Annotated in this window: 27 protein-coding genes; 6 read left to right on the top strand and 21 right to left on the bottom strand. The window is 70.2% G+C overall.

The features are described from left to right. Positions 1–2: 2 nt before the first annotated feature. Both ACFY3I_RS20615 and ACFY3I_RS20610 read left to right on the top strand, forming a co-directional pair. Positions 3–1,097 (top strand): DUF5925 domain-containing protein, encoded by a 1,095-nt coding sequence (locus tag ACFY3I_RS20615; protein ID WP_365288076.1) that lies wholly within the window; start codon positions 3–5, stop codon positions 1,095–1,097. A gap of 15 nt (positions 1,098–1,112) precedes the next feature. After that, the gene (locus ACFY3I_RS20610) at positions 1,113–1,883 is read left to right on the top strand and encodes a DUF72 domain-containing protein (protein ID WP_390861877.1); all 771 of its coding nucleotides are present in this window, start codon (positions 1,113–1,115) and stop codon (positions 1,881–1,883) included. A 6-nt stretch (positions 1,884–1,889) separates the two neighbouring features. Here ACFY3I_RS20610 and ACFY3I_RS20605 read toward each other — a convergent pair whose 3' ends face one another. After that, positions 1,890–2,258, bottom strand: coding sequence for a GntR family transcriptional regulator (locus ACFY3I_RS20605; protein WP_365288080.1), 369 nt, complete (start codon positions 2,256–2,258; stop codon positions 1,890–1,892). Positions 2,259–2,339: 81 nt separating this feature from the next. Between ACFY3I_RS20605 and ACFY3I_RS20600 the strand changes: the two genes are divergently transcribed. Together ACFY3I_RS20600 and ACFY3I_RS20595 are read left to right on the top strand one after the other, a co-directional pair. Beyond that, positions 2,340–3,269, top strand: a complete 930-nt coding sequence (locus ACFY3I_RS20600) for a GNAT family N-acetyltransferase (protein WP_390861876.1) — start codon at positions 2,340–2,342, stop codon at positions 3,267–3,269. After that, a complete protein-coding gene (locus tag ACFY3I_RS20595) occupies positions 3,250–3,750 on the top strand; it encodes a DUF402 domain-containing protein (protein WP_365288084.1) in 501 nt (166 codons plus the stop codon). Before ACFY3I_RS20600 ends, ACFY3I_RS20595 begins: the two co-directional genes overlap by 20 nt. Before the next feature lie 61 nt (positions 3,751–3,811). On the opposite strand, the gene ACFY3I_RS20590 is transcribed toward ACFY3I_RS20595, so the two are convergent. After that, positions 3,812–4,426 (bottom strand): class I SAM-dependent methyltransferase, encoded by a 615-nt coding sequence (locus ACFY3I_RS20590; RefSeq protein ID WP_390861875.1) that lies wholly within the window; start codon positions 4,424–4,426, stop codon positions 3,812–3,814. A gap of 141 nt (positions 4,427–4,567) precedes the next feature. On the opposite strand from ACFY3I_RS20590, the gene ACFY3I_RS20585 reads away from it, so the two are divergent. Continuing rightward, complete coding sequence (locus tag ACFY3I_RS20585; RefSeq protein WP_390861874.1) at positions 4,568–4,702, top strand: hypothetical protein; 135 nt, start codon at positions 4,568–4,570, stop codon at positions 4,700–4,702. Between the two features lie 26 nt (positions 4,703–4,728). Here the strand turns inward: ACFY3I_RS20585 and ACFY3I_RS20580 are convergent, their stop codons facing one another. The 18 genes from ACFY3I_RS20580 to ACFY3I_RS20495 form a co-directional block, all read right to left on the bottom strand. After that, a complete protein-coding gene (locus tag ACFY3I_RS20580; protein WP_390861873.1) occupies positions 4,729–5,178 on the bottom strand; it encodes a GNAT family N-acetyltransferase in 450 nt (149 codons plus the stop codon). A gap of 158 nt (positions 5,179–5,336) precedes the next feature. Next, positions 5,337–6,530 (bottom strand): tyrosine-type recombinase/integrase, encoded by a 1,194-nt coding sequence (locus ACFY3I_RS20575; protein WP_390861872.1) that lies wholly within the window; start codon positions 6,528–6,530, stop codon positions 5,337–5,339. Between the two features lie 65 nt (positions 6,531–6,595). Further along, entirely contained in the window at positions 6,596–6,868 is a 273-nt protein-coding gene (locus ACFY3I_RS20570; protein WP_390861870.1) for an excisionase family DNA-binding protein, read from the bottom strand. A 113-nt stretch (positions 6,869–6,981) separates the two neighbouring features. After that, positions 6,982–8,238: a DUF3631 domain-containing protein gene (locus ACFY3I_RS20565; protein ID WP_390861869.1), complete on the bottom strand. Its 1,257-nt coding sequence runs from the start codon at positions 8,236–8,238 to the stop codon at positions 6,982–6,984. Beyond that, positions 8,235–8,576: a hypothetical protein gene (locus ACFY3I_RS20560; protein WP_390861868.1), complete on the bottom strand. Its 342-nt coding sequence runs from the start codon at positions 8,574–8,576 to the stop codon at positions 8,235–8,237. Before ACFY3I_RS20560 ends, ACFY3I_RS20565 begins: the two co-directional genes overlap by 4 nt. 206 nt (positions 8,577–8,782) lie before the next feature. Beyond that, a complete protein-coding gene (locus ACFY3I_RS20555; RefSeq protein ID WP_390861867.1) occupies positions 8,783–9,436 on the bottom strand; it encodes a hypothetical protein in 654 nt (217 codons plus the stop codon). Between the two features lie 133 nt (positions 9,437–9,569). Continuing rightward, entirely contained in the window at positions 9,570–10,472 is a 903-nt protein-coding gene (locus ACFY3I_RS20550) for a bifunctional DNA primase/polymerase (protein ID WP_390861866.1), read from the bottom strand. Positions 10,473–10,561: 89 nt separating this feature from the next. Further along, complete coding sequence (locus ACFY3I_RS20545; protein ID WP_390861864.1) at positions 10,562–11,842, bottom strand: DNA cytosine methyltransferase; 1,281 nt, start codon at positions 11,840–11,842, stop codon at positions 10,562–10,564. Positions 11,843–11,931: 89 nt separating this feature from the next. Next, positions 11,932–12,387, bottom strand: coding sequence for a single-stranded DNA-binding protein (ssb, locus tag ACFY3I_RS20540; RefSeq protein ID WP_390861863.1), 456 nt, complete (start codon positions 12,385–12,387; stop codon positions 11,932–11,934). Positions 12,388–12,389: 2 nt separating this feature from the next. Further along, positions 12,390–12,560 (bottom strand): hypothetical protein, encoded by a 171-nt coding sequence (locus ACFY3I_RS20535; RefSeq protein ID WP_390861861.1) that lies wholly within the window; start codon positions 12,558–12,560, stop codon positions 12,390–12,392. 11 nt (positions 12,561–12,571) lie between these two features. Continuing rightward, on the bottom strand, positions 12,572–13,075 hold the full coding sequence (locus ACFY3I_RS20530) for a hypothetical protein (RefSeq protein ID WP_390861860.1): 504 nt from the start codon (positions 13,073–13,075) through the stop codon (positions 12,572–12,574). 19 nt (positions 13,076–13,094) lie between these two features. Then, positions 13,095–13,286, bottom strand: coding sequence for a hypothetical protein (locus ACFY3I_RS20525; RefSeq protein WP_390861858.1), 192 nt, complete (start codon positions 13,284–13,286; stop codon positions 13,095–13,097). 370 nt (positions 13,287–13,656) lie between these two features. Next, the gene (locus ACFY3I_RS20520; protein WP_390861857.1) at positions 13,657–15,777 is read right to left on the bottom strand and encodes a hypothetical protein; all 2,121 of its coding nucleotides are present in this window, start codon (positions 15,775–15,777) and stop codon (positions 13,657–13,659) included. 1 nt (position 15,778) lies between these two features. Beyond that, complete coding sequence (locus ACFY3I_RS20515) at positions 15,779–17,347, bottom strand: hypothetical protein (RefSeq protein ID WP_390861856.1); 1,569 nt, start codon at positions 17,345–17,347, stop codon at positions 15,779–15,781. Positions 17,348–17,644: 297 nt separating this feature from the next. Continuing rightward, positions 17,645–18,643, bottom strand: coding sequence for a hypothetical protein (locus ACFY3I_RS20510; RefSeq protein ID WP_390861855.1), 999 nt, complete (start codon positions 18,641–18,643; stop codon positions 17,645–17,647). A 16-nt stretch (positions 18,644–18,659) separates the two neighbouring features. Then, entirely contained in the window at positions 18,660–19,025 is a 366-nt protein-coding gene (locus ACFY3I_RS20505; protein WP_390861854.1) for an RRQRL motif-containing zinc-binding protein, read from the bottom strand. Beyond that, positions 19,025–19,351: a hypothetical protein gene (locus tag ACFY3I_RS20500; protein ID WP_390861853.1), complete on the bottom strand. Its 327-nt coding sequence runs from the start codon at positions 19,349–19,351 to the stop codon at positions 19,025–19,027. The genes ACFY3I_RS20505 and ACFY3I_RS20500 overlap by 1 nt, the downstream gene beginning before the upstream one ends. Further along, complete coding sequence (locus tag ACFY3I_RS20495) at positions 19,348–19,641, bottom strand: hypothetical protein (protein WP_390861852.1); 294 nt, start codon at positions 19,639–19,641, stop codon at positions 19,348–19,350. Before ACFY3I_RS20495 ends, ACFY3I_RS20500 begins: the two co-directional genes overlap by 4 nt. A gap of 1,164 nt (positions 19,642–20,805) precedes the next feature. Here ACFY3I_RS20495 and ACFY3I_RS20490 point away from each other — a divergent pair. Continuing rightward, entirely contained in the window at positions 20,806–21,813 is a 1,008-nt protein-coding gene (locus ACFY3I_RS20490) for an XRE family transcriptional regulator (RefSeq protein WP_390862162.1), read from the top strand. Here ACFY3I_RS20490 and ACFY3I_RS20485 read toward each other — a convergent pair. After that, positions 21,797–22,585, bottom strand: a complete 789-nt coding sequence (locus ACFY3I_RS20485) for an NUDIX domain-containing protein (protein ID WP_390861851.1) — start codon at positions 22,583–22,585, stop codon at positions 21,797–21,799. The genes ACFY3I_RS20490 and ACFY3I_RS20485 overlap by 17 nt on opposite strands. Positions 22,586–22,880 lie beyond the last annotated feature (295 nt).

Genomic DNA, 22,880 nt, shown 5'->3' with positions numbered 1-22,880 from the left:
GCATGTCTGCCAAGCCGCACGAGACGCTGCCGATCCGGCTCAACGTCGACGACTCCGACTCACCGTCCGACGTCGTCGACGCGCTGTTCCTCGGCCGCTTCGCGACGGGCGAGCAGCCGTACTCGCACGCGGCCAACATCGACCGGGTGCGCAGCGGGGCGACCCTGCTGCCGAAGGAGGCGCGGGTGCTGCGGGTGGCCCGCGACGACGACCGCAGCGCGACACTCGCGGAGGGCGACGGCTGGACCCTGCTCGTCTCCCGCTGGAACCGGGGCGCGGACGTCACGGTCACCGCGACCACCGCCGAACTGGCCGCGAAGGTGCTGAACGAGGCGACGGACGGCGCGGCGGACGAGCCGGAGCCCCAGCCGGACAACGTGACCATGGGGTTCTGGTACGTCTCCCCCAGGCGCGGCCCGCACCGAACCACCCGGCAGATCTCCGCCGGCACCTGGGACGAGGTCCGCGCCAACTACACGGCACCGGTGGCGGACGCGATGGACCGCCTGATGAAGACGACCCCCGAGGACATCGCCGGCCGGCTCCTGCTGCTGCACGGCCCGCCGGGCACCGGCAAGACCTCCGCGCTGCGCACGCTCGCCCGGTCCTGGCGGGACTGGTGCCAGGTGGACTGCGTCCTCGACCCGGAGCGGCTCTTCTCGGACGTCGGCTACCTGATGGACATCGCGATCGGCGAGGAGGACGGCGCCGGCAAGGGCCGCTGGCGGCTGCTCCTGCTGGAGGACTGTGACGAGCTGATCCGCGGCGAGGCCAAGCACACCGCGGGCCAGGCGCTGTCGAGGCTGCTGAACCTCACCGACGGGCTGCTCGGACAGGGCCGCAACGTCCTGGTGGGCGTCACCACCAACGAGGACCTGGAGCGCCTGCACCCCGCCGTGGTCCGCCCCGGCCGCTGCCTCGCCCGCATCGAGGTGGGCGCGCTGACCCGCGCCGAGGCGGTGGGCTGGCTCGGCACCGAGGAGGGCGTGGGCCGCGAGGGAGCGACCCTGGCGGAGCTGTACGCACTGCGCCGGGGCACGGCACCGACGTCGGTGCCGGGCGCCCGGGAGGACGCGGACGCGGGGCTGTACCTGTAGTGCTTTGATGGGCTCATGCCCTTGTTCGTCGGAACCTCGGGCTGGCAGTACAGGGACTGGCGGGGCGTCCTGTACCCGCCCGAGGTACCCGTGCGGCGGTGGCTGGAGGAGTACGCGGCGCACTTCGCCACCGTCGAGCTGAACAACGCGTTCTACCGCCTGCCGAGCCGCGGGAACTTCGAGTCCTGGCGGGACCGGGTCCCCGCGGACTTCGTGATCGCGGTCAAGGCGAGCCGGTATCTCACCCACGTCAGGCGCCTGAAGGACCCCGCCGAGCCGGTGCGGCGCCTGATGACGCACGCGGCCGGCCTCGGCGGCCGGCTGGGCCCGGTCCTCCTCCAGCTCCCGCCGACCCTCAGGGCCGACCCCGCCCTGCTGGACGCCTGCCTGGGCTGCTTCCCGCCCGGCACGAGGGTGGCGGTGGAACCCCGGCACGACTCGTGGTGGACACGGGAGACCCGAGAGGTCCTCCGGTCCCGGCGAGCGGCCCTGTGCTGGGCCGACGTCCAGGGCCGTCCCGTGACCCCGCTCTGGCCCACGGCCGACTGGGCCTACGTCCGCTTCCACGAGGGCCGGGCCGCTCCCCGGCCCCGCTACGGCCGGCGCGCGCTGGAGACCTGGATCGACCGCATCGCCACGGCGTACCCCGGGAAGGCGGACGTGTACACGTACTTCAACAACGATCCGGGCGGTGCGGCGGTGCGGGACGCGGTGGCGTTCGGGAGGGCGGCGGCGCGGGCCGGGCTGCCGGTGGCACGGACGCCGCAACCGAGCACCGTCGGCTGACGCCCGTCACCCGCCGTAGGCCGCCCGGAGGGCATCGCGCACCGCGGCCAGCGCGGCCTTCTCCGGCAGCCCCAGCCGGCGCACCCGCTCCGCGTAGGCCTGGGCCGCCGCCGACGCCTCGCGTTCCGCGGCCGAACCGGCGGCGGCCACGAACGTGCCGTTGCGCCCCCGCGTCTCGATCACCCCGTCCGTCTCCAGCGCCCGGTACGCCTTGGCCACCGTGTTCACCGCCAGCCCCAGCGACTCGGCCAGGCCGCGCACCGTCGGCAGCCGGTATCCCACCGGCAGTACCCCGCCCCGCGCCTGCTCGGAGATCTGCGCCCTCACCTGTTCGTACGGCGGCGCGCTGTCATCGATGTGGATCTTCAAGGTCACGGCCCGATTCTCCCGTATCCACCGGAGAACGAACCGGAAAATGAGAGGCATCCCGCATTCGCTCCCGCATAGCGTGCGCCCATGACAGTGATCGTGCGCGATCTACGCCCCGGCGTCCGCGCGGACGCCGAAGGCTTCGCCCTGGTCCGGCAGCTCGCCCTGCCCTACATCCTGTTCACCCCGGAGTCCCTGGTCCACGACCTGACCCGCACCCACCCCGACGCCCGCTTCCGTCAGCTGGTCGCGGAGGAGGACGGCGAGATCATCGGCACGGCCCAGGTCGGGCTCGCCCACGAGAGCACCGAGCCGGGCCAGGGCTTCGCCAACGTGTACGTCCGTCCGGACCGCACCGGCCGGGGCGCCGGCGCGCTCTTGGTCCGTACGGCGGAGGCGCACCTGTCGGACGTCGGCGCGACCACCTCGTACGCCTGGGTCCTGGACGCCCCGTCCCACCGCGCCTTCGCCGAGCGCCGCGGATACCGGGCGAGCCGCTCCGCCCACTTCCTCCGCCTCGACCTCGCGCACGGCACGCTCCCTCCGCACCCCGCTCCCCCGCCCGGAGTCGAACTGCGCACCGCCGCCGACTTCGCCGGCGACCCGCGCCCGCTCTTCGCGCTGGACGCCGAGACGACGCTGGACGAACCGAGCGACATCGGCACCGAGTTCGCCGACTACGAGGCCTGGCTGGAGGGCACCTGGCGGCATCCCCTGTTCAGCCACGAGCTGACCTCGGTGGTCCTGGTCGACGGCCGGCCTGCGGCGTTCAGCGCGGCGCGCACCGACGGCGGCACCCGCTACGGGACCGTCATGACCGGCACCGCCCGCGCCTTCCGCGGCCGGGGCCTGGCCAAACTCGCCAAGAACGACTCCCTGCACCGCGCCCGCGCCGCCGGCTGCACGGAGGCGTTCACGGGCAACGACAGCGGCAACGGCCCGATGCTCGCGATCAACAAGTGGTTCGGGTACGACATCTGCGCGACGGAGGTCAGGTATGTCCGCGAACTCGGCTGAGCCGCCGGCCACGGTGGACGTGGTCCTGGTCAAGGCGGGCCGCACGAAGATCCGTTACCCCGCCGAGCTGCTGCACGACGACGGCACCCGGATCGCCGTTCGCGCGCCGTGGGCCGGTGACACGCCCCGCGACTTCGGCTTCGTCCGCTTCGAACAGGGCGACGTCTTCACGGAGTTCTACTGGCGCGACCGCTGGTACGCGGTCAAGGAGGTCCGCGCCGCCGACGGCACGCCGAAGGGCTGGTACTGCGACATCACCCGTCCGGCGACGCTCACCGCCGGTGAGCTGGTCGTCGAGGACCTCGACCTGGACCTGTGGCGGTCGGCCGACGGGACGGACGTACGACGGCTGGACGAGGACGAGTTCGCCGAGAGCGGGCTCGCCGAGCGGGACCCGGCCGCCGCGGCCGCCGCCGTGACGGCGCTCGACACGCTGGAGACCCTGGCCCGCGAGGGCGGCTTCGACGCCCTGCTGTCGTGACGCCGGTTCCGCCGCCCCCCGTTCCGCCGACCCCCGGTGTCCTGACGTCCCCCGCCCGCCCTCACACCGTCGCCACCACCGCGTACCGCTCGTCGTCCACCTCCTTGCCCCACAGCGCCGGCTGCGACGACAGCGACTCCACGCGCACGTCCACGGTGAGCGGCGCCAGCAGCGCGGTGAGCCGACCGGCGGGCAGGCCGACCGGGGGCACGGTCCCCCACACCCCCTCCACCAGCACGAACCGTCCTCCGGGCCGCAGCAGGCCGCGCCAGTGCCGCAGCACCCGGGCGGGGTCGGGCAGCGCCCACAGCACGTGGCGCACGAGCACGGTGTCGAAGAGCAGCTCGCCCACCGGCGGCGCCGCCGCGTCGCCGAGGAGGAACACCGCGTCACGGCCCGCGAGCTTGGCGCGGGCCCGCTGCACCATCGCCGGGGAGCCGTCGACCCCGGTGACGTGATGGCCCTGCTCTGCGGCGAGGAGGGCCAGGCTGCCGGTGCCGCAGCCGAGGTCGAGGACATCGGCGGGGTGGTCGGGCAGCCACGCCCGCAGCCGCCGCGCCCAGGCCAGACGGACCTCGGGATCACGCAGGCCATGATCGGGTTCGTCGTCGAAGGCGACTGCTTCCGCATCCCAGTCGATACGCACCGCGACACCGCGGTCACTCTCGTTCGTCATGCCCCAAGAGTGACACCCACCACTGACACTCGGCCCATGTGACAGCGACCACTGACAGACCGGCACAGATGAGGAACTCTCCACAAAAGGGTCTACCACCGTGACAGCACGGAAACTCGGTAGGCACTGAAGGAGGCAGCCATGCGCCGCACGACCGTGCAGAAGCCCCTGAAGAGGACGGACAGCCGCCGGATCCGCGAGAAGGCCGACGAGCGCCCCTCCGAACGCCCTGAGGTGCGGAAGGACATCGCACGCACCTGGTGGCCGGACGGCTGAACGAGCCGGTCCGCCGGCACCCTCAGTCACTCCACCAGCCGCTTGCGGTAGTGGACGCGGTCGTAGGCCCCGGCCAGCCGCCGCCCGACGACCTCGTAGCCGTACTTCGGGTAGAGCTCCTGGTTCTCCCACATCAGCGCGTTGGTGTAGAGCCTGACCTCGGACAGGCCGAGAGCACGCGCGTGCGCGTCCACGAACTCCAGCAGCCGCCGTCCCACCCCCTGGCCCCGTGCGTCCGGGTGGACGGCGATGCTGTCGAGGAACAGATGGTCGTCGCGGGCCTCGACGACGACGAGCCCGACCACCGGTTCCCCGACGACGAACACCTTCCCCGCGGCCACGTCGGCCGCGTGGTCCGCCTCCATGGGCTGCGGCACCACCCCGATCCGCGCGATGTAGTGGCGGTAGGCGGCGTCGGTCACCGCCCGCACGGCATCGGTGTCGGCGGCGACGGCCCGCCGGATCTCGTCTCCCATGTGCCGCACGGTACCTACCTGATCCCAGTCTCAGCGCTTCCTTAACGCGAGCGTAAAGGCCCAAGACCGCCCCTGAGCGGCGTTTACACAGCTCAGGGGCGGTCCTTCGGGGGAGCCGATCGATTCAGGGAGCCAAACCGGGAGCCAAGGTCGAAAAATTAGCCCTGCTCGCCGGGCTGGTCTTTAGCCGCTGCTTCGCCCCCGAAGATCTCATCCATGGCCTCCGCCCCCTCGGAGATAACGGGTCGCAATTGCTTGCGGTAGACCTGCTCGGTCGTACCGCTGCCGTTGTGTCCGACCAGCCTTGAGATGACCTCAATGGGGATTCCGTGATCCGAGAGCACGGACACGAAGCTGGTTCGGAGCTCCCGCGGCGTCCACTCGTTCGGGCTACCGAAGCCGGCGTCTTTCAGGAGCGCCCTGAAGTTCCGGCGGACGTTGAGCGCGCTGCGCAGCTCGCCGGCGTCTGTCGGGAAGACGAGCCGGTCTTCGGTCCACTCCTCGCCGGCGGCCACGCACTCCGCCAGCTCACGTCGCTTGTGCGCCCGCATCACGGCCACCGTCTGCTGCGGCATGGCCAGCGAGCGCCTGCTTCGTCGCGTCTTGGTGTCACCGTGGCGCCGCACCGACCGCCATACGTCCACGTGCGGCTTCTCCTTCCCTGAGCGCGATAGGTGCACATGTGACCAGGTCAAAGGGCGCGCTTCCTCCGGCCGAACTCCCACGAGCAGCGAAAGGACCACGTAGGCGTGAATCCAGGTGCCCTGCTTTGCTCGCAGAACGGCCTCCCCCTGCTTCAAGGACAGTGATTTGCTCGGTCGCCCAGCCAGCCCGTCAGGCACTTCGACCAGCTCCGCGACGTTGCGGACCGCCCTGCCTCTCCTCTGCGCGTGACTGATCGAACGGCGAAGGACCGAGTGCACCATCTTCAGAGACTGCGTCGCGAGGATTCTGGCCTCAGCCTCCAGCCATTCGTCCAGGTCGTCGGCTTCCAGGTCTCGAAGCTTGCCCTTTCCCAGGTGCGGAATGATGTGGTTGTCCGCGAGGCTCCTGTACGTGTCAACGCTGGTGACCTCTCTCCCCTTCAATCCTTGGGCAAGCCAGTCCGCCACTGCCTGGGCAACGGTGTAGTTCGCTGGCGCCTTGCTGCCTTCGGCCAACTGCTTCCGCAGCTCACGCAATTTTTCGCGGACTTCGGCCTTCGTCTTGCCCGACACCTTCGGTCGATGCCGCTTGCCACCCGGTGTGTAGCCCAGCGAAACGGCACCGATGTACCTGTTCTTCGACTTGTCCCAGTAGATCGAGTCGTCACCGTGTCCAGCTCTCGTACTCCTCTTGGGAGTCTCACCCATGCGTTCTCGCCTTCACAGATGCAGGGGCCACCCCAGACGGGGTGGCCCCTGCGTGGTTCTTCAGGTCAAGCGGCGGCTTCGGCCTCGCGCTTGAGGAGTTCGACGTACTCGTCAATCCACTCGGTGGGAACAAGCCGCCGGCGGCCGCACCGGACGGTACGAAGCCGCCCCAAGCGGATCTCGTCATACGTCGCTGTACGGCCAATGCCTATGAGCGCGGCTGCGGCTTCCACACTGTGCAGACGGCGCGGCACCGGAGCGCCGGCAGTTGCGGTATCCAAGGGCCTCTCCCGCGTAGGTGGCTCGCTCTCCAGACCCCTCTGGGGGATCCGCAACATCCGCCACGCCGCAACATTGCTGGTCAGCGGCTTGAATCTGTGGCGGATGCCGTTTGTGTTGCGGATAGATGCCGCCGCACGGGATGCGCGGGGGCACCTGGGGGTGTGGCCGGTCAGCCGACGCTGCGGAGGGTGCGTGTGTCGGATTCCGCGAACATGTGGCGGGTCTCGGAAGGGCCTTCCGCCACAACTTCACCCCCGTTGACCTGCGATGTTGCGGCTGTTGCGGCTGTTGCGGACTTTCCGGGGGGAGGGGGGCAGTACCGGGCCCAGGCGTCGCTGAGGTCTTCCGCGTAGTAGCCCTTGGGGGTGTTGCTGCCGACGCGGATTCCCTTGGGCTTGATCGGTTTGTTGTCGGGGCGGACGTACTGGCTCAACAGCTTGGCCAGGGCGCGGGCGTTGAGGGGCTTGATGTACTGCCCGTCCTCGCTCATGTCGGCCCACGGCGCGTCATCGATCCCGTGGAGGACTTCGAGGATCGCGGCGGTGGGCAGCTTGTCGACTCCGCAGAACACGCGGTCGCGCAGGTCGGTCAGCAGCCGCACCCCGAGCGAGGCTTCCTCACCCTCCCCCGCAGCCTTGATGAGCGCGACGCAGGCGGCGCGGGCCCGCTCGGGCCAGTGTCCGCCGGCCGCGTCCGCGACCGCGAGGAGGGGCTCCCACACGTCGGCCGGCCGGTCGGTGATGCCTTCGGGCATGTCCGGCCAGGCGTTCGCAATCTGGTCGTGCAGGGGAGCTGCCCAGTCGGCGAGCCGGTCGCGCAGGGCGTGGCCCTGCTTTTCGTGGACGCGGCGCCGGTAGGGCTCGCACTTTTCGTTGGGTGCCTTCTTGCGCATGCGGATGATGACGGAGCGGGTCAGGATCGTGTCCGGCAGGGAGCCGAGTCCGGCCATGGCGACAGCGCAGAACGAGGGCAGGAACGCGGCTTTCTGGTCGGATCCGTCCCCGATGCAGCGCAGGGACTTGGCGCCACGCCGGTAGCCGGAGTTCAGGAACCCGCGAACTTCCTCGTTGCCGCCGGCCTTCGGCCCGAACACGGTGTCGATCTCGTCGAAGAGCAGGGTTGGGGTGCCTTCGTCTGCGGAGACGAGCCGGAACAGGGCGTTGGCGGAGGCGTTGACGGTGGTCGCGGAGCGCGGGGTGAGGGTCTCGATGATCTCCAGGGCCCGTGACTTGCCCGAGCCCGGTTCAGGGCTGAGGAAGGCGATGCGGGCGGTGCCGTCGAGGGCGTCCATGAGGTGCGCGTGCGCGTCCCACAGGGCGACGGCGACGTAGGCGTGCTCGGTGGGGAAGATGTTGAAGCGGCGGTGGAAGGCTTCCACCTCATCCAGCAGTGCGGCGCCGTCGATGGGGGCTTGGGGCCTGGTCATGCGGCGTTCCTCCTTTCGGTGCGGAGGGCGGGTGCGCCGGTGCAGAGTTTCTTGTGTGCTTCGTACTCGGTGACCAGGTCGGCCACGGCGTCCTGTCCCTTGGCGGTGTCGGACCGGCCGCAGGGGCAGGTGTAGGCGGCGGTGGGGGTGTCGCCGTAGCGCTTGGACCAGCGGGCGCCGTCGTAGTGGTGGCGGTAGACCGGCGGGGCGTAGATGCAGATCCCCGGCCGGTCCGGCGTCGGATCCTCGCGGTCCTGGCGAGGATGGCCGGTCGGGTGCGGGTCAGAACGGAGAGCTGAAAGGACGCCCTTGCGGGCGGCCTTCTTTCGGCCGCTCACGCCGTTCGTGGATCGGGGACCGCTGGCGGCTGAGGGTTGGGGCGTTCCCACTGCTTGGGGTCGCCGGAAGGGGACGGGGTCGGTCATGCTGGATGTCTCCTGATCTCTGCGTGAGGGCAGGGGTGACCGGAGCGACCGCGTGTCTTTGGCGAGATGGGGCGGTCGCTCCGGGAATTTGAGGGGTTACGGCACGACTGGTGGCGCCTCTACCTGCGATGTCCCGTGCGGGGGCGCAGGCTCCAGTTCTTGCCGTTGGAAACGCCGCGGCGCTCGTACCAGATGGTGTTCATGCCGTACATGAGCATGGTGAGCCCACTGCCGTTGAAGACGGTGAGGTAGCCGACGTTGTACTGGCCGAGAAGTCCGTCGATGAAATGGCCCAGGTCGTCCACGCCGTCGCCGGGGAGGTTGCGGTTCCGGACGAAGGGGTCGGGGCACATGAGGACCGGCAGACGTCCGTAGCCGTCCCAGTCGACCATGGAGTAGTCGATGGCCTGGGCGACCCAGCCGATGCGGTCTTTCCTGCTCGCGTCCCCGACGTGGGTTTCCCAGGCCTTGAATTCGACTCCGAGCGCTATCTGTGGGTTCTTCCAGACGTGGGCGTCACGGGGTCTGAGGACGGCGTCTATGCGGCAGGGGTTGCCGGTGGGGTGGGTGCCGGTGACCTCGCGCTGGATGTGGAACCAGGGGGCCAGGCGTCCCAGCACGGCCGTGGCGAGTGCGGCTTCGTCGGCGTAGCCGGCCAGGGGGACCTGTAGACCGGCGAGCGGGTAGCCGGGCGGCTGGCCGAACGGGGAAGGCTCACCGGCGAGCGGCTGAAAGGACGCGGCAGCCTGCTGGAGCAGTAAGGCGGTCTCCACAGGGGCATCTGTCGTCACGGAGGGGCTCTCCCGATGGGTCATGGTCCGCCGGGACCGGCGAAAAGACGGCTGCAACATGGTCGGGGGGATGGCCCCCCAACCATGTTGCAGCCGGTTGGCGCAGCCAACCGTGTCAACTACTCATCCGACGCGGCCGTTTGGCACCCGCCCGCAGGCCTGAGGCGATGGTGGCGCGTGCTTCGCGTTCGCCCTGGCCGACGCTGCTGCTCGCGGTGACAAGCCATTCGGTCACCTCGTGCGCGGCGAGTTCGCCTCCCGCGACCAGCTGTCCCAGAGCCACCGACGCGCGGTAGAGCGCGGTGTTGTGCTGGTTGGGGCCTGAGCGCGTCACACGCTGGAGTTCGTCTTCGACCGCTGCTCGCAGGTAGCGGGCTGAGCGCGAACGACTGGCCAGGGAAACCCGCACGTCCCGCTGCGGCGGCAAGGCTGCCGGCTGGAGGGGGGCGAGCAGCCATGCCGGCAGTTCCGCGACGGACCAGGGGGACGTGACCGTGTAGGGGGCGCCGTTGACGGTGCTGCCAGGGGCGACGACGTAGCCGCCCCAGGCACGGGTGTCGACCAGAGGCGCGAGCTTGCCCGCGGTGTTGGTCAGCCGGGTGCCAGGCGGGGCGGTGAAGTACAGGTGCATGCCGCCGCTCGAAGTCCGCACCGTGAAGGTGGTGGGCCAGGGCTGTCCGGCGCGCTCGCAGAGCGCCAGAAAGAAGGTCACGCCGTCAGGCGTGCCCGCACTGCTCTTCTCCTTCGGCACGTCCAGGTCGACCACGACCAGACCGGACGGCCCGGTCGCGATGGCGACGTTGGCGAGACTGGTCTCCCAGCACGGCACGATGCGCCGCGGGTCGGTGGTGGCCCGCTGCTCCCACTTGAGGTGTCCGCCGACGCAGTCCCCGGTGCTCTGGCACCGGTCGGCGCCGTGCAGGGCCGGTTGCTTGCTGCCGGGACGGAGCGGGAAGACGTGCCAGCCGCGTGCGGCCGCATGGAGCGCGGCATCGCGCAGGGATTGCTGATGGGTCAAGCTGGATACCTCCAACAGGTCTGTTGCGGACTGGTTGGCCGGGGCGGTCGCGTGTCTTTGGCGAGATCGGGCGACCGCCCCGGGCGTCTTCAGGCGATGTCCAGGGCGAGCTGCGACGCCACAGCCGGAGCCGCGGTCTCTGGGGCGAGGGTGGCGAGCAGCGCGCGGTAGGCGTAGTGGGCCTGGTGGATGACGACGCCGTTGCCGAGGATCTTGAGCTGGTCGGAGCGGGACAGCCCCAGCTCCGCATCGGTGACCCAGCCGGGATCGGCGCCCATCATCCATTCCACGAACGCCGGGGACAGCCGACGGTTGCCCTTGGTCCCGGCCTCGGTCGGCTCCGGCGCGGACCGCCCCAGCACGGTTTCCCAGCGGCGGATCGCGGGCCCGTAGTCGGTGCCGTTGGTGGCCACCCACCGGCCGTCCAGACGGACGGCCTGGCCGGGGAGGTAGTAGTTCCCGGCCGTGTCGCGCTGGTTGGGTCCGCCGTGCGGTCCGTCCGAGGCCTTGGGGGTGGGCAGCAGGTTGACCACCACCTCGTTCAGCGGCCGGGAGTTGACGCCGATCAGGTTGGAGGCGCCGGACTTCCAGTCCCGTGCCGCCGGGGTCGGCAGCAAGGTGACGGCGGTCCGCAGGTTCATGCCGCCCTTGCGCTTGGCTGAGATGCCGGGGCCGCCGGTTCCGTCCGCGGCGGCCGGCGTGGGCAGCAGCCTCAAGGCCGCGTCGGGGGCAGCAAGAACACCACTTCGTCCTCCAGCGTGGGCCCGTGCCCGCCCGCCCGGCGTTTGTCCGGGTGCTGCGGTCCGCCGTTCCTGCCGAGCTGGGAGGTGGGGGTCTTCAGCAGCGGGATACGCGACGGCGAACCAGCGGTCGCGGCGGTGGCAGGCTCCGACCTCGGGGTCTCCAGCGCGTAGGCACATCCAGCGTGCGTCATACCCGATCGCGGCCAGGTCGGCGGCGACGACGTCGAGTCCGCGGCTGCGGATGGCTGCGACGTTTTCCAGGAAGACGAGCCGGGGTCGAAGGTGGCGAACGGCTTCGGCGATGGTTTTCCAGAGTCCGGAGCGGTCACCGGCAATCCCTCCCCGAGGTCCGGCGTTGGAAATGTCCTGGCAGGGAAACCCGGCGGTCAGCGACGCCGGTCGCGGCGACTGGGCGGCGAGGGCGGGCCAGTCGACGGTGGTGATGTCTCCGAGGTTGCGGGCGTGGGGCAGGCGCGCGGCCAGCAGCCGGGAGGCGGCCGGGTCCTTCTCACCGACCATGACCGTGGGCAGGCCGGTCGCGGCTTCCACGGCCTGGTCCAGCGCGGCGGAGCCGGTGCACAGGCTGACGTTGCCGCCCTCGGGCAGCGCGGCGGGGGGATGGGGCATGTTCGGGTGCCTCCAGCAGGTCTGTTGTGGACTGGTTGGCCGGGGCGGCCGTGTGTCCTGGCGAGATCGGACGGCCGCCCCGGGCACAGCTAGAACGGCGGTTCGGCGTCCGCGCCGCCCGCGGCCGAACCGCCGGTGGCCCACGGGTCGCCGTCGCCGGCCGGGCCGGACTGGCCGGCGCGCTTGGCGTTGACGGTGACGGTGGTGAAGCGGACGGACGCTCCGATGTCGTCCACCTCGACGGCGAGCATGGAGCGCTTCTCGCCCTGGTCGGTGGTCCAGTCGTGCTGTCGCATCCGGCCGGTGGCCACCACCCGGGATCCCTTGGTCATGGATTCGGTGACGTGTTCGGCGAGGGTGCGCCAGGCGGCGCAGCGGTAGAAGGCGGTAGTGCCGTCCTTCCACTGGCTGGTGGTGCGGTCGAAGGTGCGCGGGGTGACGGCGATGGTGAACTTCGCCAGGGCGGCGCCGCCTTCGGTGAACTTCAGCTCGGGGTCGTCGGTCAGGTTGCCGACGAGGGTGATCGGGGTCTCTCCGAACGACATGGTCACTCGCTCTCAAGGCTGGTGGGCTGGCGGTCGGCGGTGAAGTACAGGCGCACGCGCTGGTGGTCGCGGGTGGGGTACTGGCGTGCCGGGCCGGTGTCGAACACGGCCGTGAGGGCTTGGGTGATGCGGTCGGTGTCGGCCGGCTCGCAGATGACGCGGATCTCGAACACGGTGCTCCTGGTCAGGTGTTGAGGTGGTTGCGGTTGCGGGCGATCAGCCCGTACGCGGGCGCGGTAATGCTGTTGGTCTCCTGCCGGACCGGACCGGCGTAGTGGTGGTGGGTTTCGGTGTGGACGTCCCTCAGGGAGCGCAGCGCGGATCCCACGGCGGCGACGATCCCGGCCACGCCCGCGATGGGCAGGGTGACGAACAGGACGCTGGTCAACGTGACGGCGGCGAAGCCCTGGCAGGCGAGCCAGATCCCGCACCCGATCCCCACACAGGTGGCACCGACCCCGATGCCGGCCACGGCGGTGCCCGCGGCCCACCCCGGGACGATCCGGCGGTCGGGCTGCGGGACGGGCGGGGTGCTGCCGTAGGCGGGCAGCGGGCTGGTGTCGCGGTACGCGGTCGGCATCTGAGGCGCGGGCTGGTAGGCGTCAGCGATGATGCGGCGGGCTTCGGCGGTGGCTTCGGCGTCGGTCATCCGCGGCTGCCAGGCCGCACTCGGGTCGTACTCGGGCATGACGGGAACTCCCGGCGGGTCAGGTGAGGTGGCTGGCGGCTTCGGCGAGCGCCAGGCACATGGCGCGGACGGGTCCGGCGGCGCCGGTGCCGGCGGTGAAGAACCCGAACAGGAAGAGCACAAGCGCGCTGAACGGTCCGAGGTAGCGGCCGCGCAGCAGGACGAAGGCGAGCACCCCGAAGAGGGCGACGGCGGACAGGGAAACGATCACGAGCGGCCTCCCGGAAACGAGGGCGGGCAGCGCCCGGCGTCCGGGTGCTGCCCGCGTGGTGGCTTGTCGCGTTACTTGTCGTCTGTCTTGTCGTGCGGCTTGTCGCTTGTCTTGTCTTGTCGCTTGTCGCCTCCCAGGTCACAAGCCGTTTCCGGCCCTCGCAGAGCCGTCCGGGGGCCTGTGCTGTGTGCCTGCGCGACAGGCGACAAGGGCCGCGCTGCGGGCTCTGTCAGTGGCTCTGGTTACTGTGCGGATGTTGGGCCGGACGGAGATCGTTGGGGACTCGCGGCCATGGGGGGTGGGTAGGAAGGTCCCCGGCATCCAGCCCGGGACTGGAATTGGGATCCGTGCTCCCACCCCCCTTCTCCGTTCACCCTTCGGCACCGGATTCCGGGGCGTGCCGGCGGTGGACGTAGCGGGCTTTGGTGCCCTCCCCGACGCGGACGGCGGTGCCGTCGCTGACCCAGGTCTTGAGCCAGCCGACGACCGTTTGCCGGGTCGTGCCGTGCTCGTCGGCGAGGGCGCGGGCGATGGCGGATGCTCCGGTGCCCTCGGTGCCGGCGGCGAGGAGCAGGGCGAGCGCGGCCTGTTGAGCCGAGTTGTCCTGCTCGCCTCGCAGTGCCGACAGGTTCAGCCCGCCCGGCGCGGCTGGCGGGGCCTGCTCGGTCGGACCCTGCGGGTCCGGGGCGGTCGCGAACTGCGCGTCGATCTCGGCTCGAAAGCGGGCGAGCATCTCGTCTTCCGGCGAGACCGGTCCCGTGCCCTGACTGTCCAGGGCGGACAGCTTCAGCCCGGACGCCGGCCCGTACGCCCCCGCGTCGGTGTCGGTGTCGAGGGTGTGGTCGCGCATCCATGCGGTGCGCTCTGCGTCCCAGCGCCGTGCGTAGGCCGGGCCGGCGGCTTTCACGGACACGTCATCGAGCCGGGGGTGTCGGTTGGAGGTGGCGGCGATGATGTCGCGGATCTGGTTGGGCAGGATCCGCCACGCCTTGAACAGGGCGGCCGGCGACTCCGGGGTGCCCATGAACCCGGCGCCCTTGTAGGGGGCCTGGTCGACGCGCAGGCCGCGGGTGCCGGGGAACATCTTGCTCAGGTCCATGCCCTCGGTCTCACCCCCGGTCAGGGCAACGCGCACCTTGCCCTCGCGACGGATCATCAGATTCCCGAGCACGCTGCCGGTGGCTCCGAGGGCGGTCAGGACGGTGCGCAGGCCCATGGCGCGGGCGATCCGGATGACTTCGAGGATCTTCTCCGCGAGCTTGCGCATCTGCCGGTCCGGGCTGGCCAGGATCTCCGCACCCTCATCGATGACCAGCATGATCTGAGGAATCCGCGCGCTGATCGGCAGCAGGTCGGTGTTGGCCTTGGACAGCAGGTCCTGATAGCCCATCTTCCGGTGCTTGGCGACCTGTACCGCGGTGTCCAGCATCAGCAGGGCCTCATCGAACGTGCCCGCGAGCCAGTCGACCCCGGGCCGCACGGACTTGCCGTCCGGGGTCTCGATCTGCCCGTTCAGTGCGGGCAGCACCCACGGCAGGCCGGCGGATCCGGCGTTGAGGTCGATCACCCACGTCAGGACGTCCTCGGCTCGGGCGAACCCGGCGAGGATCGTGTGGACCATGTTGGTCTTGCCGGATCCAGTGGGGCCGACGACCAGCGCGCACTGTTCGCGTAGGTAGGCGAGGATGTGCTCCGCGTTGGTGCGGTACCCCCACGGGATACCCGTGTGGACCGAGAGCGGGCCGTAGTCGGCGGGGTAGGTGCGTTCCTCTTCCAGGACGTTGACGGTGGTCACGTCGATGATGACCCGGCCCTGGTGGATGCCCGGGGTGGCGACGGCGGTGCAGCCGTGCGGCAGGCGGGCGTCCGCGGACAGGCGCGGCGATTCGGAAGCGATCCTGTTCCAGGTGGCGCCGCCGGGCGGGAGTTCGGCGTCGATGGAGAACCCGGTGCCGGTGGCCCACGTCTCCACCCCGACCACGCGCACGGTGATCGAGCACACCCGTTGGATGCGGTCGACCCATTCCGCTGCGATCGCCCGGCGCTCCGCGGACAAGTCGGCGGCGATCTGCCGTTGTTCGGCGGCGATGGCTTCCTCTTCCCGCGCCTCCTCGAACAGCGCGGCGGAGCGGGCGGCGGCGCCGATCCCGACGCCGATCGTGGCCAGCGATCCGAGCGCAGCCCAGGTGAGAGGGCCGTGAGTCATGGCCCAGGTGGTCCATCCGGCGCCGACGAGCCAGGACGCGGCGCGGGTGGCGAGGGTGCGGCCGGCGTTGCGCACGCGCAGCCCGGCGATGGTGTGGCCCAGCGCGCCGGCGGCGCCGACCGCGATAGCCCATGCGGGGGGCATGTGGGTGGCGGCGCCGGTGGTGGCGACGGCGAAGGCTCCGGTGGTCGCGGACAGGGCGCCGGTCACGGGTCCGTGACCGGCAGCCCAGTCCAGCACCGGGCCACTGCTCGCGTTGTGGCGGGTGGTGGCGGTGCTGCTCATCTCAGACGTTCCAGCCCTTCTCTGCCTCGGTGCCGTTGCGGGGGTCCTCGTGGCGGGCGATGTCCTGCTCGTGGGCCTGCCGGAACAGCGGACCCATGTCTTCGGCGACCGCGACGGCGCTCATCAGGGCGCCGAAGATGTCGTTGAAGCCGTCCGCGACTTCCTTCTCCAGCGGGAACTCGGAGTCGGAGCGCTCCGCGAGGGTCTTCATCACGTTGGCCACGCTGGTCAGCGCGGCCGGGAGCCCCTCGACCATGGCGAGGATCTCCATGGCGCTCTCGGGCTCGTAGGCGTTGGCCGCCTGCTCCATCTCCTCAGCGGCCTCTTCGAACCGGAAACCGGACACGTGCTCTCCTTCACTGACCTCGGATGTGCCGGGGGTGGGGACCTTGGATGCGGGCCGCTCGATGCCGTCCGCGATGCCGTCCGTGCCATCGGTGGCGGCTTCGGCGTCGGCGGCGGCTTCCTGCTCGCGTTGGGTCTGGCGGGTCATCTGGTCGCGTGCGGTGCGCTGCTGGGTGGCGTTGCGGACCTGGCCCCAGAACAGGCGGCGGCCGGGATACATCAGCCACGGAAGGTCGAACTTCCGGCCGATCGGCGTGGTCAGACAGCCCAACAGGCCGACCGGCAGGGCGAGCAGAGCGGCGAGAAGGCGGCGGCCGTGGAAGCGGGCCGCGGACCTGCGCAACGCCTGCCGCGCCGCCTTACGAGCCGGGGCCTTGCGGACCTGCGCCCGCTGCGCGGCCACCGTCCCCGCGTTCCGGGCGTCACGCTTCGCACGCTGCGCGGCCACGGCCGCATCCCGCCCGGCGCGGACCTTACGGACGGTCGCACCGGCCAGGCGGCCGGTCACACCGGGCCGCTTTCCCGAACGCGTCTTGTGGGTGGGGGTGTTGGCGTTGCGGCGGGCATCGGCGACCGCACGCCGCGCGCTGGTGGTCTGCGCCCGCTGCCCGGAACGCGAACCGGCCGCCGCCTTCTGCGCCGCCCGCAGGGCCTTGACCTGCCCGACCCGGCCCGCGGCCGTGCTGCCCGTGGCGTGCTTGGACGCGTGCCGGGCGCCGTTGCGGGGCGTGTTCCCGCTGATGGAGGTGTTGCCGCGGCTACCGGCGCCACCAGCCCTACGGCGGTGCTGGCCGGGCACCGTGCCCGGCCGGCCACCGGAGCGACCGGCGCGTAAACCGGCCGAACGGGTGCCCGAGGGGCTGGTACCGCTGCTGCGCAGTCCGGCGGTGCGGGCGGCGGAACGGCCGGCGGCGCGGGCCGCGGCCCTGCGTACCTCGCGGCGCGAGTTGGGCCTGCGGGAGCGGGCGGCGGCGATGGTGCCGAGGACGACCATGCCGGTTGCGGCGACGGCCGCGGCGATCGGGCCGCCGGCCAGGGACGCGGCGGCGACCGCGCCAATGGTGCTGTTCGCCCCGGTCAGGGCGAGGGGGACGACCGGCCAGCCGCCGGGCGTGTGCTCCACCTCCTTCCCACCCTGCCCGGCGTTCGGCGGGGTGTCGGGCGGCGGAGGCGGTGCGGTGGGGGCAGCCTCAACGGCTACCGGCTCGGTGGTGAGGTCCGTCATGCTGTGAGCACTCCTTAGGGGAGTAGGGCCCGGCCGGTGCTGTAGGAGGCGATTGGCCGGGCCTGCCGAATCAGGCGGGAATGCGCTGTTCAGAAGGGTTGAAGGCGGGCGCCCCGGTACGGTGGACCGTGGGGGTGTGGTCAGCTCGCCGGGTCTGCCTGCGGGTCTGCGAGGGTGCCGCTCGCCGTGGGCTTGCCGGGTCTGCTTCACTGGTGCGGTCGACTGCTCCGGCAGTCGCAACGAAGGCCAGCCCAATTGCCCTGGGCTGGTCTTCATTGATGTGTGCCGGACGCTGGGTCAGGGCTGTGCGTCTTCCGCGTCGATCAGTGCGGCGTACGCCTTGCGCACCCGCTCCTCCTTCGCGGAGAACCCGGCCGCGCGGTAGGCGGTCAGGGCCTTGCGGTAGGACAGCGGCGGGTTGTCGGAGTGCCGCAGCCACCGCAGGACGACCGTGAGCTGTTCCTCGGTCAGCGGCTCGCCCGGCTCCGGGGTTGCGACGCCGGCCACGGCCGCGACTTCGGCGAGCCCGGTCAGGTCGACCGGGGTGTGTCCCGCATCCTGCGGAGCGGTGAGTTCACCGGCCGGGGACACGGGGGCGACCTGCGGGGACACGGGGGACACGCCGTCCTGTGTCCACTGCCCCAGCACACGGGCCAGATCGTCGTCCGAGAACAGCGCCGGGACGTCCTGCGGGTCGGTGTCAACGGGGTGGTCGGTGGTGAGCTTCGCGAGTTCCTCGGCTGCCTCGTGGCGGACCTTCTGGGCCTGGCCGCGGGCCTTGCGCTCCTCGCGCTCCAGCACCGCGGCTGTCTTGTGTCGATCGGCCTTGGCGCGGGTGACGGCGCGGCCGATGGCCACCTGGTCCCGGGTCGCGCTGCGCACCGCGTCGATCTGCTGCTGCGCCCCCGAAGAGATCCGGGTGGACTCCCGTTCCACCGCCATGATGAGCGTGGCTTTCGCGGCGGCCGGTACGACGGCGCCGATGACGGCGACGGCGGGGGTGGCGTACATCAGGCCGTGGGTGAACAGCACCCCGACCGAGGTCACCAGGAACACCCACCCGAGGACGGCGGGCAGGGTGCCCTTGGAGCCCTGGCGGCGGTGCGCGGTCTCCATCGCCAGCGCGTAAAGCCACACCGCGTCGTAGATACCGGCCACCGTCATCGCGAGCGCGGGCGGCGCCTGACGGGAGAGGATCTCCCCCACCGCGTAGACGGTCCACCCGAGGGACATGCCGGTCAGTGCGACCGGCAGGCTCCAGTGAGCCGCCTTCCGCACCACGTACTTGGCTTCCATGTTCTTCACTCCGTTTCTACTGGTCGGGGTAGGCGCAGGGGACACAGACCCCGAGGGACTGGGGGATGACGTATCCGGCGTCGTTGCGGCACTGCGGGCAGGTCCGGCGGGCCCGCATCGCGCACTCCAGCGCCCGCCGCTTGGCCGGCGTCATCGGCCGGACCGGCAGGGCCTTGTCGAGCCGGTACAGGTAGGCGACCAGCGGGCCACGCCGGTAGCGCGGGCGCAGAATCTGCCCGACGACCGGCTGCCCGCCGGGCCGCAGGCCGCGGGCCCGTAACTGCCGGCGGGTCGCCAGTCCGTCCGGGGCGTAGCGCCAGGGATAGGTGGGGATGCCGTGGCGGGCGCCGTTCGGGTCGTAGCACTTGCCCCACGCGGCCATCAGCCTGCGGTCCCGGCCAGCGCGGGGGCGGGTAAGTCGCCGTAGCCGACCAGCTCCAGCACGGCGCCCGCGTAGTCCACAGAGGCCCTCAGCACGCTGGTGGTGCCGCTCTGCTCGCGGTACGCGACGTCGTCCGGGGCGATACCCAACGCGTCCCGCCAGGTCTCGAAGTCGGCCAGGTTCCCGTGGAAGTGCAGTCCCAACCGCTCCGGGAACACCGTCGACACCTCGATGTCCGGCGCGGGCAGGTGCCCGAAGTCCGCGGCGAGCAGGCGCAGCACCCGCACCGGCACGGCCAGACCATCCAGGGTCAGTTCCTGGCTCATGCCGCGGCCCCCCGGCGTGCCGGACGGCGGCGGGCGGGGCGAGGCAGCGGGACCACGTTGAACAGCTCCGGGTGGTCGTCGACCACCTGCGCGGCCAGCCGGATCAGGTTGTCGGGCCCGCTCGCGTACTCGGGGTCGGTCAGGATGTCGCGGGCTGCGTCCAGACGTGCCGCACGCTCCATCTCGCTCTCGCCCTCGACTCCGAGCCAGAGTTCGACCGGGGTGCCGAGGGCGAGTTCGAGGAAATCCTGTGGACTGTCGGCCCGGTGGCCAGACACGAAAGCATGCATGGGAGCTCCCAGCTCGAAGGGAAAGGAGAGAGCCGGAGACCGCGGCGAAGCCGAGGGCGGTCGATCCGGTGGAGGCGGCCGGCGCCGCGAGTGTGGCGGGCCACAGCGCCCCGGCCGGGAGTCGAACCCGGCCTGCGACCATCGGGGCGGTTGAATTCAGCGGCCGTCAGACCGCGTACGGGTGCGGACCACGCGGACGCGGCGGCAGCGGGTCCTTCGTCTTCTCGTGCTCCGAGCCGGCCATCAACGGCCGCCCCGGACACGAGCGTTGTCCTCGCTGCGCTTGTTCGCGCCCGCGGCCTTGCGGGCCAGTTCGTCCCGCTCCGCGTCTGTCAGACTGGTGAACACAGGTTCCTCCACATCAGGTGCCTGTACGCGGTCCCCCGGGTCGCACCCCGAGGGGCCGCACTGGCTTCCTCATCAAACGGGCAGGCCACCGGCGACCGGTGTCCTGCCCGCATGACGAGTGACGGGAAAGCCCGCCACTGTCTCTCGCGGCTCCGTACGCGCCCTGCTCCCTTCCGTTTGGCCGGCGCGCGGTCACCGCGTCACTCAGACGTCACTCGCTGAGTCGATCTCCCTGGAATGGCTACCTGTCATGGACCGGGTGCAGCCCAACCACCGGGATCCCCGCCCATCCGGTCCCCGGGACTACGCCCGAGGGTCAGACCAGCGGCTTAGCCGATGACACCGATCAATCCGTGAAGACGACGGACTTTGACGTCTCCCATGCCGCCCGGACCGCGTGTAAGCGGCTCCAGCGGGGTCTTGCAGCGTCGTGCGTGCTTGCCCACCGCGAATGGGATGCGATCCCGTGAACTGGTGCGCACCAAAAGAATGGCAACTGGTGCGCACCAGAGTCAAGGTGGTTCGCCGTTTTACTTGGCGAGTCCCTCGCGGTGCATCTCCAGAAGACAGCTCGCGACAGGGGCCCTGGTAGCCAACAGGGCTTAACTTCCGTCCTGTTAAGCCCTGTTGACCTGCGGCAATGTGAGGCACCATGGACGGAACATTGATCGGGACTAAGCCGGGCGGTGGTCTGTGAGTTCAGGACTTCGGAGCGCGCGCACGGCGCGCGGCTGGTCGCAGGAGCGACTGGTGCGCGAGATCGAGCAGTACGCCCGGCAGAACCTCACGGACGTCGCTTCAACCGCAAGTTTGCGTGTGTACGTGTCCGAGTGGGAGAACGGCAAGCGCGCCATCTCGGACCGGTACGCGGGGATCCTGCGGAAGCTGCTCGGTGTCACCGATGCGGAGCTGCGAGGGGTCACGACCGGTCAGGCGCCGCCGATGGCCGGCGGTTACGACGAACTGCTCACCAGGATCGATTCAGCCACCAGCATCAGCGAATCCATGGTCACCGCGTTCAACGCTCAGACCGAGCTACTGCGTACCATGGACCGCCAGATGGGGGCTGCCGGTCTCGTAGACCAGATGACTGGGCACCTCGATGCCCTCGAAGAGGCGCTGAACTTCGCCGTACTGCCGTCCGCCCGCCGGCCGGTAGCACTCGCGCTCGCCGGGGCGTCAACCCTTGCGGCGTGGCAGGCAATTGACTCCGGGGCGGTTGAGCGGGCATGGCGGCATTACGAACTTGCGAAACGGGCCGCGCGCGACGCTGAGGCGCCGATGTATCTCGCCCATGCCATGGGGGAGCAGGCGTATGTACTTTGCGAGGCGGGACGGCCAGCGCTTGGGGTCGAATTGGTCCGCGACGCTCAGAACTCTCTTGGGCGGAACGGCTCACCTCGACTCAGGGCGTGGCTGCATGCCACCGAAGCGGAACTGTGCGCACATGCCGAAATGGTTGATGATTGTCGCCGCGCACTGGAAAGGGCTCAGGAGTGCATTCCTGATGGGCCTGAGGATCGTGATCCCGACATGCTGAGTATTTTCCTGAATGGTTCGCACCTTGCCCGCTGGCAGGGGAATGTTCTCGCGCTACTTGGAGATGAGGGGGCCGTAAAGAGCCTCTACGATGCCTTGAAGGTAGCGGACCCTACCTTTGTGCGGGCAAGGGGCGGAATGCACGTGGACTTGGCTCAGGCTCATTTGGCCCGCGCGGAGTACGACGACGCCCAAACCCACTTGAGGCAAGCGCGACTGTTGGCGAGCCGTACCGGTTCGGTACGGCAGCGCCGTCGAGTCGACCTGCTCAGTGAGCGGTTGTAGCCCGCTGCTTGCTCCGGCTGGCAAGGATGTGCAGCAGGGCAACAAGGGTGCCGGACCCCATCAGCTCACCGCGCGCCATAAGCCCAGGAATATCGGCCAACGGTACCCATTCGATGTGTCCCGATTCTTCGAGATCTGTCGGGGAGCCGACTTTTTCGGCGCCATGGGCGACGAAGATTTCATGAGGGGAGTCCACCATGCCAACCATTGGCTGGTAGGTGACTACGTGCTCAATGGAATTCGGACGCCATCCCGTCTCTTCGACGACTTCTCGAAGCGCGGTCTCTGAAGGTTCTTCGCCCCCGTCGACAATCCCGCCGGGAAGTTCCCAACCGAATTGCTGAGGAACGAACCGGTAGCGCCAAAGCATGAGTACGCGGTCCAGGGCGTCAATAACGGCCGTGACTGCCACGCGGTGAAGCTTCACTACGTGGTGCTCGAATCGCTCCACACCGGGTGGCTCCACGTCCCAGACCTGAAGTTTGACCCATTCATTGTCGTAGACGTCACGTTTACCATGGATCTGCCACGGCGCCAGGTCATTGGGGGCCTTCACGCTCACTGCGCCTGGCACCCGGTACGAACTCCGACCGTGAACCTCCAATGCGCCCTCCGCGACGAGACGCGCAAGAACCTGCCGAAGTGCCGTCCGGCCGATGCTCAGTTCCTCAGTCAGCGTTCGCTCAGAAGTGAACTTGTCGCCGGGGGCGTACCGGCCTGAGGTGAGCCGATCGCGGAGCGTCTCATAGACCTTGGTTGTCTTCGGTCCCATGCGCGGGGCACTCCGTTCTGCCGGTGGTGCACACCAGCCTATAGGCTGAGCGTGACAGGGGGACAAGGCGTGGGACGGCGCTTCATCCGGTCACGCTGAGGGATGTGTACCCGGCCTGCGAACGACGACGCGAGAAGGATTCATCGGACGCGCTGTTGTGGCCAAGTACCAAACAGCAGCGAATGCGAGGAAAAGAATCCCAGGCAAAAGCGCCCAAAGGTTTCCCATTACGATCAATGTAATTGTTGCTATTCCTGCGCCGCTTGTTGCGGCTGTAAGGCCAGGCCGCGTACCC

Source organism: Streptomyces sp. NPDC001068, from assembly GCF_042897315.1.
Classification (GTDB): domain Bacteria; phylum Actinomycetota; class Actinomycetes; order Streptomycetales; family Streptomycetaceae; genus Streptomyces.
The sequence above is the reverse complement of the archived record's forward strand: the minus strand, read 5'-3'. Positions and strand labels throughout refer to the sequence as shown.